Below are 15,273 nucleotides of genomic sequence, written 5' to 3'. Positions count from 1 at the left end.
GCAGGCAGCAAACGGCGCAACCGTTATGGGTGGATTTCCAGAAAGGGCCTCCGATCGATAGTCGAGGCCGCCTATTGTAACCAGAGTGCGACGCTCCCCAACTGCGCGGCGGTCGGCACGCGATGCTCGACGATGGCGTAACGGGTCAGCCCCGTCGCCGTCTGGTACTGGTAGGCATACCAGACATCTGCGGCCTTCGCGTTGTTCCCCGTGTATGCGGTACCGTTCAATGAAGACGCGAATGTGGCTTCGGGAATTGCGATATTGCTCGTTGTGCCGTTACTCGTGACCGTGAAATCCGCATTGCCCGCACCATCGATGGACAGATAGTTGCCCGTCGTCATCGCTGGCGAGGTTCCGCCTTGAGAACAGTTGGCGTAGTAACGATTGAAGCTGATGCCGGTCAGTTGGGCCGGATCGGTGATGGGCTGAGCATTGGATGGGATCAGAACATCGGTCGACGTCTGCGCACCGCCAATCGACTCGCAGACCATCGCAACCGCAGGCAGATTCGAGTCACTGGCATTCAAGTTAAACGTCAGGCCCGCGACAACCGGTGAAGACCAGTTGAATCCGCCGGTGCCATTGGCGGTGAGGGATGTCTGCTGCCCCGTACCGGCCACAGCATTTGTTCCGATATCGGAAATCATGGCACCTGCCCACGGCGCACCACCGGCATCTACTGCCGTGACCGTGTTCAACACGCCTTCCGAGTCGTAATTGATCCCCGTGAAGCTGACGGTCGCGCCGTTCTGGACCACCGAAGACGACAGCGGCTGAAGCTGGCTCACCGCCCCGGCCGACCCGCCACTCTCACTGGAGGTCATCGTGACCGTCTGCCCCGTTGCCGGATTCGTCACCGAAGTCGTCACGGAGCTTGCCTGGACGCTCACCGTAAGCGGCAAGGTCAAGACCATGTTGTCGAACACGAAATCGATACCCGTGTGATTGGCCGTAAAGACCGCATCCGGATCGAAACCGGACCACGTCACGCCAGGGTAGATCGCGGCGGGATACAGTTGCTGCAAGGCTTGAAGCAGATTGTTCTGCGTCGCGGCGAAACTCGATGCCGATACATTGGTCAGTGCCTGCGCCAGAGCCGCGCTGTTCGCCGTGCTGCTGACCGGCACCGTGCCGAAATAGATCGCGGTCGTGATCGGCGTGAGGTTCATCGTCACGGTGCCATTAGCCGGCAGCGCCTCACCTGTCGGCATGACAGCAAGCAGCGGCCCCTGCGCCGTCTGCGCATACAGCAGATACGGAATCGTGCAGCCGCTCTGCCCAGTCTGGGCAGTCAGCTGGAACGAGCCATCCGTGCCAGTCACCGTCCCTTGAAGACAGACTGCACTGTTCGACGCCTGAATCGCCTGCACCGTCGCACCGACCAGCGGGGCACCGGTTGCAGCGACGCCCTGAATCGTGGTCACGGTGCTCGGTGCGGCAGTCTGATTGCCGATATTCCCGCTCTTTCCGTTATTTCCGCTGCCCCCGCACGCAGACATCGCAACCGCAATAATTACCGCCGCACTCAACACGCTGGCTCGCATCGCCATCCCCCGTAAAAAATGGTTCGGCCAGCTGCGTTGGCCGAACCCGGCATCATTAATAGTTGTCGGAACCGGACGAATCCGCCTTAACGCACGGCGGCCATGTCGGCTCCCAGACGCTTCAGGCCATCCACGAAGCCACCCACGTAATCCGGGCTGAATTCGAACGTCAAACCCTTGCGGACCTCGTGCGCGACCGTCACCGGCTTGTAGCCATCGCTCGTCGATTCGTATTTCGTCAGCGTCTTGCCCGCGAAAATCCGGACGGGCTGATTCTGGCGATACGCATCCTCAAGCACGCTGACCGGCAGGTCGATCATCTGGGTCCACGACGCCCCGCTACCGGTGTTGTTGAAGCATTCGAGATTCTTGATCGTCTCGCCATTCATGTCGGCAACATGGCCCAGCGGCTCGTAGGTGCCGTCGTTCTTCACCAGCCAGAATTCGATGCCCTGGCCCGCATGGAAGCCGTGATAGCCATGCTCAACCTCGTTATCGGTCGGGCAACGCTCTTCAGGATGGTTCGTCCGCCACGCATCCACGAATCCACCATTCACGATCACGCCAGCGACAATCCGGTACGCCTGCGCATGCCCGGCCGTGTTGTAGTTGGTCGAAATCAGCTGCAAATTCAGATCTAGCCAGCCATGGAAATCCGGATCGTTGACGAACTGCTGTCGGTAGAACTGCGGTGCGGCATACGTCCGGACCATGTTGCAGCCGTTACAGCCCGGATAACCTGTCTTGACCGCAACCTTCTCGGCGACTTGCTCCCGGGTGAGCGGCGTCGTATTGACTGCGCAGCCAGATAACGCAATCGCACCCGCGAGCGATGCGGCAAGCAGAAGCTTCTTCATTGTTGATCCCCGTAAGTAAAAGCGACGCGCAGCGGCGGACAGCATCCTGTCCGCGGCATGGATGACAACAAATGGTAGATAGCTGGAACCTGAAAGGCGATTCAGGTCAGGCGCGTGAGCAGCGCGTCACGGCGAAGTGTTTCGACTTTTACTTCTCAATTTCTTGGCCCCGAGGTGCTGTCTTTTTCGTCCGGCGCAAATTCCTGCCGGAGCGTTGCATTATTTGTAGCTGTTACGTGAATAGATTGCTACGATATTCGTAGTGTGTCAACTGACAGCCTGCTCATGCCGGAGCGCTATCGAGACGGGGCGATGTCATGTGAGCTACTCGCCTCCGCGGAATGGCCCGGAGACTCGCAACAGGAGGGGAACAAGATGAAGTCGCCAATACAGGCCTATCGCCGATTGATCCGGGCGCCGTTCCTGATTCAGGCACTGGTGGGTCTGCTGACGTTTGCAACGGCGGTCCTGATCGAAGTTTTGCTGGATGGCGTCTGGACGCATTTCCATATCGACCTGTATACCGCCGACCGCTGCTTGCATGCGGTCGCCGCGCCCATCGTCGGTCTGTTGATTGCGCCCATGCTGTCTTCTCTCGCCCGGCTATTTAATGAAGCACCATCGGGCAGAGCACGGCGATCTGACTGGGACGATCCATTCGATCGTGGAATGGAAGCGACTTCCCATGCACTGCGTTACGACGACGTCGATTTCCCAAGCCTTCACGACGACGATTCACGGAATTGGCCGGAACGTCACGGCTCGGCCGCAGACTGGCACACCGATCCCGAGTATTCGTGGTTCTCGGGAAACATTTTCTACGACGATCCACATCGGTCGTAAAACTATGTGGACTGACCGTTACCGGAAGATTCCCCCCGTATCGAAGGAGTATCTCCAGTGAATGCTTTCATGCGCGAATTCATCACGGCGGCCAGAGAGGCGCCACGGCTATTCTTCCTGCCACTCACCGGCGCGATTGAAGCGGTTCGGCGGGAGATAGGCGACAGTCGATGCAGTCGGCACCTGGACGAGCCGGCCAATGTCAACGCTCATAACAGCGCCGGAAATCGGCGCTGACCGAAAATCACCGGGCACAAATCGCTTCCCATATCGACTTCCCTGATTTGATACGCGCCATGGTACTGACCCTGTACATTATTGCGGTCGGCATCCCGATCGCAATCGGCGCATTCTGGCTGGCGGCGAAGCAACTCGAAGCCGAGAAGGCGAAGAAAGCTCGCGACGAGAAACGGCAGGCATAGGCAGGCGTCTGGACTGTCATACCCGACCACTACGACCTTCGTAGTATCGAGAAAATTCATTAACTACGACATTCGTAACTCTGAAAGATACAGGGTTCCGCAATGTCGGCAGCAGGAAATACGGTTTTTGGAAGTCGGCTGAAAGAAGCCCGACTTCGCGCCGGCCTGTCGCAAAAATCACTTGGCATCGCGGCCGGCCTTGATCCCTTCGTCGCCAGCACGCGCATCAACCGCTATGAACTGGATATCCACAAGGTAGACTACCCGTTCGCCTGCCGGCTGGCTGCCGAGCTTTCGGTACCCGTGGCCTACTTCTATGCAGACGACGACGAACTGGCGGAATTGATCCTGCTTTACGGGCAGGCATCGAAACGGGCGCGAAGCCGATTGCTTGCCGCTGCCCGCGAAATGTAATCGCACTTGGCCCTGTCGCAGGCCGGCCTATATCAGCAGGCCCGCTGAACCGGCAACAGAAAGGAAAACTGCCGGGTGGTACTACCCCGGCAGCGTTTTGCGTCACGTTCTGTGACGGCTTTGGCACAATGGTCGTTGGTCTGATGTTTTTACTTCCTCGTTTCTCCGTGAAAATGAGCAGGGCTGCCAGGCCCTGACATGACTCAGAACACACTCGCGCACTTCAATAAACCGCCCCGGCCTTTCGCTCCGCATGGACAACCGTCAGGTCTGCCCTTGCCTCATCGCTACTGAGCCGGTCTCCCTCACCCGTACCTTGTCTGGTGCCACCCAGGTTCAATCGGCCGTTGGTGATTCCCGCGTTAGCTCGCATGTGTCGACGTGACACGCCGCCGCGCTCCGCTATCAATGATTAGCCCTCTGGGCCTACCCCGCCTAGCAGCGGGTTTCAGGGGGGCGAGGTTCCAGAGCCCCTCCCTTACTGCACTGACGCATCAACACGCCCTGACTAGCCAGCCCACCTCCCGGCGAACTGGCCAGCGGCCTGCCACGACTTACCCGGATGCATCCTCTACGGACGCAATGAACGGCTTAAGCTGTACATCGATCTCAGTGGCTTGCGCCAGTGAGTACCAGGTGATCCAGGTTTCCCCTCTCACCCCTGCGCCGTTACCGACGCCTCAGAAGCCCACCGCCCAGGGCAACGTCTGACCCTCTCGGGCCACCCGCTGCTGGGATTTCCACCCATTCACATGCGGCAGGGTCATTCCAGTCACCTGGATGCCCGTTTCCGCGTCGCCCGACTTCGATCACACCATCATCAGTTTCAATGGATTGGGTCGAAGGGAGGATTTACACCTCCCAGCGCCCTGCGCAGCATGGCGAGCCCCACTACGGGCACCACGCTACAGCGGCTATTTCCAGGCGATTGGCAGTCGACTGGAAATGAAGTGCGCGAATGCGTCTGGGGTTGGCGGCCCCGGCACATTCAATCGAGTGTGTGGACCACCGACCCTTTCACGGATCGCATGGCGATCCTAACAGTAATCCTGAAAATCACTATACGCGCGTCTGTTATAGGGGTATTAATCTGTCGACGAGGTAACAGGTATGCATATTCAGCCGATTCCTTTTTATCACCCGGTGTATTCCATCACCAGTCGTCAGGACCAAAAATTTTCCCTTAATGGGCTCTGACATAACAGGAGTTTCTGATGGAAAACATTCCACAAATCGGCAAACAGGTCACTTGTGACTTCATTCTGGATACCATGCTCGTCTATGCCACCCGAAATCAGGCCGTTTTCAACTGCGACGACGAATTGCTCACTGTCTGGATCGACAGCACTGAAACGCCGGTCGGTTCGGTCGGGCGACTTGTTGTATTTCACACGCGGCACGGTGCGCAATGGCAATTCCGTCCGTACCGTTTCCAGAATTGGCGCAGGGTACCGGATCTTGACACCTGCACCGCCTGGGCATGGCGCTGTGTTGAAACGGGAGAACTCATCACAACGGCAATCGGTACGGTACCAGGCCGCGGGCCAGGTACTCCGCTGCCACCAGATGATGCAGGCCATCTGCCGTTCTAACCAGGAAACAGGAGGGCCAAGCGGCCCTCCTGTTTTTTATCGATTATTTCATCGCCTCGTTCGGCATCGCAAATCTTCCAGATTAATTTTTAAAACAAAAATTCCACATTAATTTCTATAAAAAATCACCCTAAATCTTCCAGACGGATATTTGCAAAAAAATCGCACAATTCTCTTCCCCCCACAATCAGGATTGGTTTATAGTTGCCTCACCCGATTGACAATTCTCCTGCGGCCGCAGGAGAAGCACTGGCCAGGCAGTCGAACGGGTTAAGGTGTCCCCCGCTCACGCGGGGATTGAAGGATGCAGGGTCGATCACAAGGTCGTCTGAAAATCGTGTTCCCCGCCTCGGCGGGGTTTGAAGGTCCGGACTCGCGTTTGTCAGATCATCAATTTCGCGCTCCCCGTGCGCACGGGGTTTGAAGTTGATGGAGGCATGTCAGAAGGCATTGGCTGTTGCTCCACCATGGCCCTGGAGTTAAATGCCGGATGATCGAGGTGTTGTTTTCCCCGTGGCTTGTGCACAGGGTTTGCTGGAGTAAAGCGGCGTACCCATGTCTCTCATGTATTTCAGGGAGCGTGTTTATCTCCGTTGTCGGCCGACAAAATGCAGCGTTCCCCGTTCACGCGGGGTTTGAAGGTACGTATCATTTTTTTCACCGACGTCCCGGCTTATTCCCTGGACCTCAGGGAGTTGAAGGTACACGTCACGGTTCCCGGGTGGCAAAGGTAGTTTCCCCCGCCAACGCGGGGTTTGCAGTAGTAATGGCCAGCAGTTGAAAACCGTCTCAGGCTGATCACCTGAGGCGGTTTTCCCGACATACGCATCTCCGGCACTTCTCATTCATCGCTGAACGCAGCGGCGCCAGATCCACCACATGCCGGGGTTTCAGTGGGACGTGCCAGGGTTCACGCGACAGCGTCCTTGAACGATGGTCGTTCCAGCCACCCTTGCAGCAAACGGCCCTGGTCCGTGGGAAGTGCCTCGTCCAGCGCCGTAACAGCGATGATCCGGTCGGTACGGAAATGCCGGTAATCGCCGCTCAGCTCGCACCACGCCGCAATGAGTGTGGCCTGGACATCGTAGGTGACAGCAACAGGCCAGACCGTCCGGCGTCCCTGCTCATCGGAATATGGATGCTACTGGTTGTGGTCTCGGCGGACGCCGGTGCGTGCGTCATATCTCTCATGTGACTGTGCACATCGACAACGACAGGCAACATGGTTTCTGTCGACGAGTCTTCGATCAGTAACCCCTGTGCGTGCAGCTTGCGCCAGACCCACACCTGATTGGCGTTCACGTTGTTCTCGCGCGCGCCCCGCGCAATCGAGGCCCCCGTTTCAAATGTCTGCGCGACAACCAATCGTTTCCATTCCAATGGATGTCGTCGGTTCTGACGCCTGGTGGGTAATTCAACTGTCTGAGACACTGAATATTCCAGAAAGACGCCGTGCACCCCGTTTGTCGCGTTGTCGCGTGTCTTATAGACACACGCGACAAACGCGACAAAACTGCAGTAGGCCTTGTCGCGCCTGTCGCGCCAGCTAAACGCGACAAATGCAACGCCCACATATATCGGTGAGCCGCAATGCTGGCGAGCATTCCAACCAGTTGCGCCGCATCGCCACAGTCGATTTGTCGCACATGCCGCGCGGCGCAAACGCGACACGTCCGGGACGGCTTCAGAATTCCTCCGCCGAACGGCTAAACGCAACAAAATTGACCCGTTCATTAAGCACCTCGGGCGAGGTCGTAAATGCCGGCGGTGTGGTGCAGCCGTCTCGCCTCGGCAAGCGTCTTGCAGGCTCGATAGATCGATTGCCGACTGTATTGCCCATCGAAGTGCTTTGCGATATCAGCACCTTTCGCACCGGCGTTGCGCGCCTTCAAGAACTCCAAGACTGCCCCTTCGACCGCGCCGAGTTTTTTACTCGTTACCACGCGGAGCGCAGCGTCCTCCGGCAGCACTACGCACGAAGTGACCGGAGAACCCCACTTCGACAGGCCGAGCTCCACGCGGTCCAGACGAAAGCCGATGCGCTCGCCTTTGCTGGCCAGGTCACGCTGTTTCGTGATCTCGGCGCACCAACCGGACGGGGAATTGGTCACCTCGATCTCGGTGTCGATCGCAGCACGGATGCCACTCCAGCCGCGAGCGCCAGCGGCTGCCACTTTGCCGCAGTGGTGGATCAGCATAAAGTGCGCGTCACACTCGGTGCGGATGCGATCGAAGTTCTGAATGACGAGCCCCATGTCCTGCCCGGCGTTCTCGTTGGCCCCGGCGCTCAACCGCGCAAGCGTATCTCCAACAATGAGCCGCACCTTTTGCTGCCGCTGCGCTTCGAGCTGGCGCACCGTGTCGATAATGGCCTGCGAGTCGGCCTCGCCGTCGAACAGGTTGATGGGGTTGCGCACGATCGCGAAATTCGGCACGCGCAGGCCGTTGTGCACCTGATAGGCCTGCAGGCGCGCCATCACGGATCGCGGCGCTTCGGCGGCGAGATAAATCACCAGGCCGGGTTCAGTCTGCCTCTCCATCCAGGGCACACCACGGGCGATCGCCGCGGCCAGATCGATCACGACAAACGTCTTTCCGCTGTTCGAATCGCCGTAGAGCACGCTGCTGGCGCCGACCGTCAGCACACCCTGCACCAGCTCGTCAGGCGCCGCTACAGTGTCCGGCAATTCATCGGCGAAGATGATGTCCAGCGGAAGCCGCGCTTCGGGCCGGCGGACGCCACGCAGCAGGTCCGCCAACGCGTCGACGCCGTGCTCCGCCTCGAAGTCGTTGGCGTCGTAGTTGTTGGGCTTCTCCACGGGCAGCTCGACCCACATGCCACCGATGTCGCGCGCGATCGCCTCGGCGTCCGCCTCTTTGCCGCGGTCAGGCACGATCACTATGCGGGCCTCCGGGTAACGGTCCCGCAGCAATGTCGCGACTGTGCGGCAGCGGCTGGCGCCGAACGTCACCGCAGCGGCTGTGTGGTGATCCGCACGCGTGCACGCCCACGCCTGCCCGATGCCTTCGCACACGCACACGGTGCTGTCGGCCGCGATGTCGCCGACCACGAGCAGGCCGTCGGCGAACGTGGCACCCGACATGTTCAGCTTCTTGCCTGTGCCCGGCGGCGGGATGAACTGAATCGTGCGCAACTCGCCGTCGAGCGAGCTCACCGGCACGGCGAGCCAGCCGGCGACGCTCTGGCCACCGATCGTCAGTTTGCTGGTGGTCGGCACCATGCGCAGGCCGGCCGCGTCACCGCGCTTCGCCGCGATGTACGGATGGTCCGCGCTAGCGGCCGGATAGCTTTCAAGCGCCGCGACAACATCGGCTCGCGCCGTCTCCGCCGAGCGTAACTCGCGCGCGCTGTCGCGCTTCGGAGCAGCCTTCACCGGACGGTGCGAACGAGTTCCAGCCGCGCTCGACGTGTCGCGCCAGCCCGCATCCTGCGCCATCTTGAACAGGGTTCCCTCGCCGATGCCGCCATCGGGCTTGATGCTCTTCCAGACCGACTGAGCCTCGCGCTCGCCCCCAAAATTCGCCGCGGTCGACGACCACTCGACGAAGTCGCCTTCCGGAATACCCGCCGCTTTCGCCGCCATGCCGATGCGCACCCACTCCTCGCGGGAGCAGCCCGAATCGAGAGTGAATAACGCGGTGCGAGCGCGGCCGGGGTCGTGGCCATTGATCATACGATCAGCGCCTCCGCACATGGCGAGTTCGCCGCGTCGAGCAGCATTAGCACGTCGTTCAGATCGGTGTGCGCGACGAGCATCGCCGGTTTGCGCGCGGGTTCAGCGCTGGCGGAAATACGCAACCAGACGAACAGCGGATAGTCGGCGGGTTCGATGTGAGCGAACAGGGCACACATCAGCAGCCCTCCGCGCGATAGCCAGCGGGGTCTTTCAGAAAGGCATCGATATCGCCGGCCCGCCAGCCGACCGAGTTCTCGCCGCTCCGAACCGGCTTCGGAAACGTGCCGCGACTCATCCGCGCGTAGATGGTCGGCCGAGCCAGGCCGGTTTCGCTCATGACCTGCCCGCATCGTAACAGGGCAAGGGGGTTTCTGAAATTCTGCTCCATACTCTCTCCGGAAGATCGCCAGATACACGCCGAGACAGCGTTGAGTAGAATTTATCGATCGCGTGCCATCGAGAAAAAGATACTCGCCAGATTTTTCCGGCGTGAGTTTCTGAAACCGTGAGCGTTCAGGCCGGTGCATTCCGGCCCGCTGCAAACCGAAAGGCCGCAGGCACGCACATCGCCCGGGCCGCGCCGACCGCCATCGTGGACTGGCTGGCGCGCGTGCTGGCTACGTTGGAAGTTCCGGTCGATCGAATTGCCGATACGCGCGCGCTGGGCCTGCCAGCTACCGCGCCCACACCGCCGACGGCAGCCGGTACGCGCATACCGCGCGCACTGAACCGGCCGTCGGGCGACATCGAGATAGAGCCGCAGTGACGGTCGAGCGCGCACACGTACTACGCGAGCACGGCGACGCGCCTACCGCCCCATTTCTTCAGTCGAGTAAGCTGCGACGCGCTTGACTGCCTTTCGGACATCGTCATCAGTGACGTCCTCGGTGTCGAGCACAACCGTTGCCATTGCAGCAACTGCCGCAGATATCTTCGGGCTGGACGGCCTGAACCCGTTATCGAGGAGCTCGTAGATGAAGGCTCGCAGGTATTCCCACTTCCTGTTGCGCTGCCGACTGTCAAGCGCGGCGCCGGCCGGTCCGTCCTCGTATGGCTCGAAGCGCCGCGCGGCCGATGCCATGGCCCGAAGCAGATCTTCAGCTAGTGGGGCTGACGCCCAGAGCATCTTCAAACGATCATCGTTACCCGGCTCGTCGGCAATGCTGCTGCCGAGAAGCGAATCGCGGTCGGCGAGCCATCTCTGACGCCTCCCCGCGCGGACACCGGTACAATCCGCCACCCGCAGCAGTTCTCGTACCGAGAAGAACTCCGACGGACCACCGATGCCGACGCGCTCAAATTGCTGGAGCATCTCTGCGAGACGATCGGCTGCCACGGAGATTTGTTGCGCAACGCTCAAAGCCTCCTTGTTTGCATCGCGGAACTCGCTGTAGTCGTTATCCGCGTTCAGTGCAGCATGGAAGAAGCTGACGCACTCACTGCCATCACTGACCTCCGCTTCGAGCTGCTCGAACACAGTGCGCAGCCGCAGATCAGACACGATCCGTTGCATCCGTGCCGCTGCCAACACCCAGTAATCACGGCGCTTGGTTTCGTTCCGTACCTCGACCTGGTCGGCTTCGTCGGTGCCCGTATCCGCGCGTCGGCGCAAATCGCCGAGCTTCTGTTGGCTCGCGTCATGAAGCCGGGAAAACTGGTCTAGCTGTCTGGTGACATAGTGACGGATATCCTCCGGCACATATTCTGGAAACCACTTCCCCGGATCAGAACGTCCCACGCGTACGACCTTGCCACCTTGTTCCACCGCCCATTCCCCATCAAGAAGAATCCAGTAATTCGCCCAGTCGCTTCCCACTGCATGGATTTGCCCCCCGTACTTCCGGACACCATCTCACCCTAAGGTTGGTGAATCAGTTCGCGGCGACAGCGACGATGATGATGTGTTTCATATTGTTGGGCGGCGAGGTTTTCGTTCGTTACCTCCGCTTACCAAGCGACGGAAGGCCGCCCGTTAGCTGCCGCCCCTCCAGCGCATTGAAATCGGGTTTGGTGAAGGACCCCACGACTGCTCCACGGCCTTGGGGCCGAAACGTAGCCGAGGAAAGAGTTCACCAGCACGATCCAGCAAAGCTACACCAGTGGATACTGAATCTTGTAGGCTTGCAGTAATACGATCTTTATGTGAGCGGACGTCTTGTTCGGTTACTACGCAGCAGACGGGGATCGTCTCCTGATACTCGCGATCGACGTCAATCACAGTAAGTTCAACGTTAATCATCGTGTCAGTCGGTGAGTCGGCGCAGCCAAGTGCCACGGCTGGGACGCCCATCAGTGCTGCGTAAGTAAGACCGATGACCGCCGTGTCGCGAGCACGGCCTTCCACTGCACGCGGGCCTTCGACCGCGCTGAAAAGGCCATCAGTGCCATCTATGAACGGTTGTTTGCCCAGATGCAAGGCAACGAGCAGACCTTCGTCGCGATTCGTGTCTCGGTCGAAATACCATCTCCTTGGCCCGGCCCGGCGCGTCGCGACCCACCTGCCCTTGCTCATCAACGTGGTCCGCATGCAGTCGGACCCTGAATGCCGACCGGATTGGGACCGCCCGGCGCCGAGGGTCGGATATACTTCGCGCTAAGCATCAGACGCCCGGACACCCAGGAAACGCCGAGGCCTCGATTTCGCGAGCCGTCTTGAGACGCGGAAGGACACTAACGATGACAAGAAGAAAAAAGACCTTCGGTCGACCGCCGACGCTGCGAAGCCAAGTCGACGACTGGGCAAAGATGGCCAGACGGCACCGCGCGTTTCTGGCCATCGCAACTCCGTTCCGCTGGGCGGCTACATTCGTTGGGTGGTGCTTGCGCCTACTCGAGTGGGTGTTTTCGTTTCCCCTGGTTGTCGCCGCCATCGCGGTTACCGGCGTGGTCGCTGGCTTCTGGGCGTCTCTCTATACCGACGATATAAAGAAAAATCTCCCGACTTCACATCCATTTGACCTTGCCGAGTATGTACGCCAGCCGGGAACGGCGCGTTTCTTCTGGGTACTGCTGTTGATTTTCGCGGTGGGCTTCGTCGTTCAGCAATGGGCGCAGACCAAGGGGACACGGCGTGCGCAGCGCGACCTCATCGTGCAGAGTGACGAATTGCGGGAGATGATTCGGAACCTGCGCTCCCTGCCCCCACACGGCTTCCTGACCACTTTTCAGGACCTCTACGAGAAGGCGTATCCGCTGGGGCTGCTGGCATTTACTGAGCAGCGGAAGGACATTCTTGAAGATGCCATCAGGCAGGTGCTTGATTGCGTCGCCCGATTGGCTAGCAGCTTTGACCGCGAGCCGGGCCACACCGTCTATTCCGCCAACGTCATGCTGCTTCGTGACAAGGCTTGGCTCGACGCCTGCGACGACCAGACGCGCGATTCGCTGGAACAGCAGTTGTTGTTCTCTGACGACCTGCCGACGCCCCGCACCCGTCATCTCGATGGCGTACTTACCCTGTCCCCATCGCTTGCCGTAACACTCGATGACCACGATCGTTCTGGCGCTGCGCAGACACCGGCGATAGCACTGCCCATTCCACCCGAAGCCACGGTGAGCGTCGGGGACAAGAAGACCCTGTTCCGGGTGCTGCCCGGCGCCCCGTGGGCAGCGGTCAACTTGCGGTACACCAGCTTCAACAGCATTGATGAGCTACTGGTGACGTTTGACGAATACTGCGACTTTACCGAGAGGACCCGCGCTCAGGTGACCGAATATTTCGAGGCAATGCGGGGCGAGTTAAAGAGTTTTGTGTCCATTCCCCTTGAAGTGGAGCAAAAAAAGGACGATATACATAAAAAGGCGTCGGGAACTACACACGGTGGAGGACCATCTGCAGGCGCGACCTCAGGTAACGCTCCCGCTCCTGCTGCTCAGGACACCCCGGTTGGTGAGGAGCAGAAATTGCAAAGGGTGTGTGTCGGCGTCTTGAACGTCCACTGTTCGAAAGAGGGTATTTTGAACAATGACGGGAGCCGCCTTTTTATGCCACTATTGGTACCTTTCCTGCGGTTATTGGTGCAACTGGTCGGCCAGTACCGAGTGGTCTCGTGATGACAGCTCGGCCCGTATGATAGAATATTAGGGTTTTCCCGAGGAGATGAGCATGAGTGACCTGCTGAGTTTTCTGCTTGGCAACCGCTCGTCCGAAGAAGTGCTTGCCAGTGTGTCACAGAGCATCGCAAAGGACGCGGCGGCCAACACGGTCAAGATGACTGAAGTCATCCATGGACCGGGTTTCGTCTATGGCCGCGTCTCGCCTGTGGATGAAGTGAACTCAAAGCAGTATGGTAAGATAGATTAACTATCACAGACTCGCTGCGATAGCATTCGCTCACTCCCTTTTCCGTGTTCTTCTGTCACCCGCGTCCGGCTGTTGCAGTCGGCTCGCCTTCGTTATCGTCGAGCGCCGAAAGGCATGCCTTCATATCCGCCAGATGCATTTCGGTGAAGAGAATGCTTGAGTGCTCGTCGATGCTGATCTGGCACGTGCTGCTAGAGGCGTTCATTGGAAGGGCAAGATCAGGCGAGTACGGGCTCGCTATCGTCTCCCCGCTGGGCACGCTGATCCTTGATGATCGCACGGGTTTGCTTGGCAGTTAGAGGAGCTTTGGTCTTCGAGTCCTCATAGAGATCGCCATACGCCAAGACTTTGGCAGCGGTATAACGCTTACCATTTGGGCTGTTCTTCGTCATTTGCAATGCAATGACTTCAGGATCAACGTCTTCTTCAAGCATACGGCCGGCGCGCTCGACGGCGGAGCCTGCTCGGGACGCCGGACTTGAAACTTTTTCGATGAGATCGACGGCACCGTCAACGAACGCACCGGTGAGGTTAGTAGATTTCGGCATCTCTAGAGTCCTTTCGACAGCCCACCGAGCGGGCATAGTTTGGTGAATTTACGTGGATGACAATTTCTTGATCTGCGCCACTCGTGACTGAGAAATCCCAATGCGCTTCGCCACTTCCGTCTGCGTGAGACCTTGGTTAAGCAAGGACAGAACAGCACCATTTCGGTCTTCAATCGTGAGCGAACGAGGGTCAAACCGAGTAGTCTGACTCAAACCCTTTGCGACCCATTCGTTATGCTGGACACGTCCATCCCGGTGCTGCACATTGGCGGACACTATCCCAGTACGGTTATCGACCTGGACAGAAAAGCGTACGACGTCCGGGTTGTCCGTGAGGTGTTGTGTCAGTTCACCAAGCTGTTGATGAACCTCGCCGGCCTGTAAAACCGGAAGTGGTACGGGCGCCATAGGCCTTGCCATCTTGGATGTGCTCCGATGTACTGTTTCTAATATTAATTATATTAGAAACGTCCGGAGTGTCAACGATGTTGCTGCCATAACACGCTAAAAGCAAGACGCGTGTGGGCACCTATGTGGCTCCCAATCCGCATGCCCTCGATCAGGCAAGATAGGCCGGACATTTGTTAGGACCGTCAGCCGCGACTCTCATTGTGGAACGGGGAGCGATCCCCACAACGACGCCGGATAGATCTACGCAAGCCAACCACAGCGTCGAACATCAGCCTTGCAAAAACGGGGGGAACCATAGACTTTGTTGCTTGGAGGAACGCTTGCACCATGCGTGTGCACTCGAAAATCCGGGAGAAACCAGTGCTGTCTGTGGTAACCTCTAGGCTTGAAACCTTGTCAATTCGACACGCATTTGATGTTGACGAATTCCCCGGAAAGCCTTATTCTACGGTCGACACAGAGAGGTTCGAATCCTCTCACCCCGACCAGAATTTCGAAAAAACCGCGCATCGCGCGGTTTTTTTTCGTCCGCGTTCTGGGCAAGTGTCCTGGCCATTCCCTGCAGGCGGGCCCGGCACGCCGCGCGTGCGGCAACGTCCGATACGCCAATTCCTCTCTGCTATAGTCCCCCCATCCGT

Annotated in this window: 18 protein-coding genes and 1 pseudogene; 8 read left to right on the top strand and 11 right to left on the bottom strand. The window is 58.9% G+C overall.

The features are described 5' to 3' along the window. Positions 1-71: 71 nt before the first annotated feature. Together BFE01S_RS29970 and BFE01S_RS29965 are read right to left on the bottom strand one after the other, a co-directional pair. On the bottom strand, positions 72-1,427 hold the full coding sequence (locus BFE01S_RS29970; protein ID WP_028228672.1) for a hypothetical protein: 1,356 nt from the start codon (positions 1,425-1,427) through the stop codon (positions 72-74). A 206-nt stretch (positions 1,428-1,633) separates the two neighbouring features. Continuing rightward, on the bottom strand, positions 1,634-2,449 hold the full coding sequence (locus tag BFE01S_RS29965) for a hypothetical protein (protein ID WP_156967202.1): 816 nt from the start codon (positions 2,447-2,449) through the stop codon (positions 1,634-1,636). A 330-nt stretch (positions 2,450-2,779) separates the two neighbouring features. On the opposite strand from BFE01S_RS29965, the gene BFE01S_RS29960 reads away from it, so the two are divergent. The 5 genes from BFE01S_RS29960 to BFE01S_RS44705 all read left to right on the top strand — a co-directional run bounded on the left by BFE01S_RS29960 (position 2,780) and on the right by BFE01S_RS44705 (position 5,675). Beyond that, the gene (locus tag BFE01S_RS29960; protein WP_156967201.1) at positions 2,780-3,247 is read left to right on the top strand and encodes a hypothetical protein; all 468 of its coding nucleotides are present in this window, start codon (positions 2,780-2,782) and stop codon (positions 3,245-3,247) included. A gap of 57 nt (positions 3,248-3,304) precedes the next feature. Then, positions 3,305-3,484, top strand: a complete 180-nt coding sequence (locus tag BFE01S_RS44710) for a hypothetical protein (protein ID WP_156967200.1) — start codon at positions 3,305-3,307, stop codon at positions 3,482-3,484. Between the two features lie 59 nt (positions 3,485-3,543). After that, positions 3,544-3,669 (top strand): hypothetical protein, encoded by a 126-nt coding sequence (locus BFE01S_RS46305; protein WP_281177416.1) that lies wholly within the window; start codon positions 3,544-3,546, stop codon positions 3,667-3,669. A gap of 102 nt (positions 3,670-3,771) precedes the next feature. Continuing rightward, positions 3,772-4,083, top strand: a complete 312-nt coding sequence (locus BFE01S_RS29950) for a helix-turn-helix domain-containing protein (protein WP_028228669.1) — start codon at positions 3,772-3,774, stop codon at positions 4,081-4,083. Positions 4,084-5,297: 1,214 nt separating this feature from the next. Continuing rightward, the gene (locus tag BFE01S_RS44705; RefSeq protein WP_156967199.1) at positions 5,298-5,675 is read left to right on the top strand and encodes a hypothetical protein; all 378 of its coding nucleotides are present in this window, start codon (positions 5,298-5,300) and stop codon (positions 5,673-5,675) included. 910 nt (positions 5,676-6,585) lie between these two features. On the opposite strand, the pseudogene BFE01S_RS46670 reads toward BFE01S_RS44705, so the two are convergent. The 5 genes and pseudogenes from BFE01S_RS46670 to BFE01S_RS29930 form a co-directional block, all read right to left on the bottom strand. Further along, positions 6,586-6,795 (bottom strand): annotated as a pseudogene (locus BFE01S_RS46670) (WYL domain-containing protein); the annotation flags it as partial. Next, positions 6,720-7,409 carry a transposase gene (locus BFE01S_RS46665; RefSeq protein WP_084170243.1) on the bottom strand — a complete coding sequence of 230 codons (690 nt, stop codon included), beginning with the start codon at positions 7,407-7,409 and terminating at the stop codon, positions 6,720-6,722. The gene BFE01S_RS46665 and the pseudogene BFE01S_RS46670, both read right to left, overlap by 76 nt. Beyond that, the gene (locus BFE01S_RS40740) at positions 7,409-9,370 is read right to left on the bottom strand and encodes an AAA family ATPase (protein WP_042339041.1); all 1,962 of its coding nucleotides are present in this window, start codon (positions 9,368-9,370) and stop codon (positions 7,409-7,411) included. Before BFE01S_RS40740 ends, BFE01S_RS46665 begins: the two co-directional genes overlap by 1 nt. Then, complete coding sequence (locus BFE01S_RS29935; protein ID WP_042339040.1) at positions 9,367-9,549, bottom strand: cupin domain-containing protein; 183 nt, start codon at positions 9,547-9,549, stop codon at positions 9,367-9,369. Before BFE01S_RS29935 ends, BFE01S_RS40740 begins: the two co-directional genes overlap by 4 nt. Next, entirely contained in the window at positions 9,549-9,761 is a 213-nt protein-coding gene (locus BFE01S_RS29930; RefSeq protein ID WP_028228667.1) for a helix-turn-helix transcriptional regulator, read from the bottom strand. The genes BFE01S_RS29935 and BFE01S_RS29930 overlap by 1 nt, the downstream gene beginning before the upstream one ends. Positions 9,762-9,878: 117 nt before the next feature. Between BFE01S_RS29930 and BFE01S_RS29925 the strand changes: the two genes are divergently transcribed. Then, on the top strand, positions 9,879-10,139 hold the full coding sequence (locus BFE01S_RS29925) for a hypothetical protein (protein WP_028228666.1): 261 nt from the start codon (positions 9,879-9,881) through the stop codon (positions 10,137-10,139). A 42-nt stretch (positions 10,140-10,181) separates the two neighbouring features. On the opposite strand, the gene BFE01S_RS29920 is transcribed toward BFE01S_RS29925, so the two are convergent. Together BFE01S_RS29920 and BFE01S_RS44700 are read right to left on the bottom strand one after the other, a co-directional pair. Next, entirely contained in the window at positions 10,182-11,189 is a 1,008-nt protein-coding gene (locus BFE01S_RS29920) for a hypothetical protein (protein WP_028228665.1), read from the bottom strand. A gap of 156 nt (positions 11,190-11,345) precedes the next feature. Next, complete coding sequence (locus BFE01S_RS44700) at positions 11,346-11,885, bottom strand: hypothetical protein (RefSeq protein ID WP_156967197.1); 540 nt, start codon at positions 11,883-11,885, stop codon at positions 11,346-11,348. A 164-nt stretch (positions 11,886-12,049) separates the two neighbouring features. Here BFE01S_RS44700 and BFE01S_RS29915 point away from each other — a divergent pair, with 164 nt between their 5' ends. Together BFE01S_RS29915 and BFE01S_RS29910 are read left to right on the top strand one after the other, a co-directional pair. Beyond that, positions 12,050-13,426 (top strand): hypothetical protein, encoded by a 1,377-nt coding sequence (locus tag BFE01S_RS29915; RefSeq protein WP_028228664.1) that lies wholly within the window; start codon positions 12,050-12,052, stop codon positions 13,424-13,426. Between the two features lie 52 nt (positions 13,427-13,478). After that, positions 13,479-13,676, top strand: coding sequence for a hypothetical protein (locus BFE01S_RS29910; protein ID WP_028228663.1), 198 nt, complete (start codon positions 13,479-13,481; stop codon positions 13,674-13,676). A 218-nt stretch (positions 13,677-13,894) separates the two neighbouring features. On the opposite strand, the gene BFE01S_RS40735 is transcribed toward BFE01S_RS29910, so the two are convergent. Continuing rightward, positions 13,895-14,224: a hypothetical protein gene (locus tag BFE01S_RS40735; protein WP_042339035.1), complete on the bottom strand. Its 330-nt coding sequence runs from the start codon at positions 14,222-14,224 to the stop codon at positions 13,895-13,897. Positions 14,225-14,272: 48 nt separating this feature from the next. Next, entirely contained in the window at positions 14,273-14,632 is a 360-nt protein-coding gene (locus BFE01S_RS46660; protein ID WP_169742681.1) for a helix-turn-helix domain-containing protein, read from the bottom strand. Between the last annotated feature and the right edge of the window lie 641 nt (positions 14,633-15,273).

The organism is Paraburkholderia ferrariae NBRC 106233, assembly GCF_000685035.1.
Classification (GTDB): domain Bacteria; phylum Pseudomonadota; class Gammaproteobacteria; order Burkholderiales; family Burkholderiaceae; genus Paraburkholderia; species Paraburkholderia ferrariae.
This window is presented reverse-complemented; position numbering and strand designations above follow the sequence as displayed.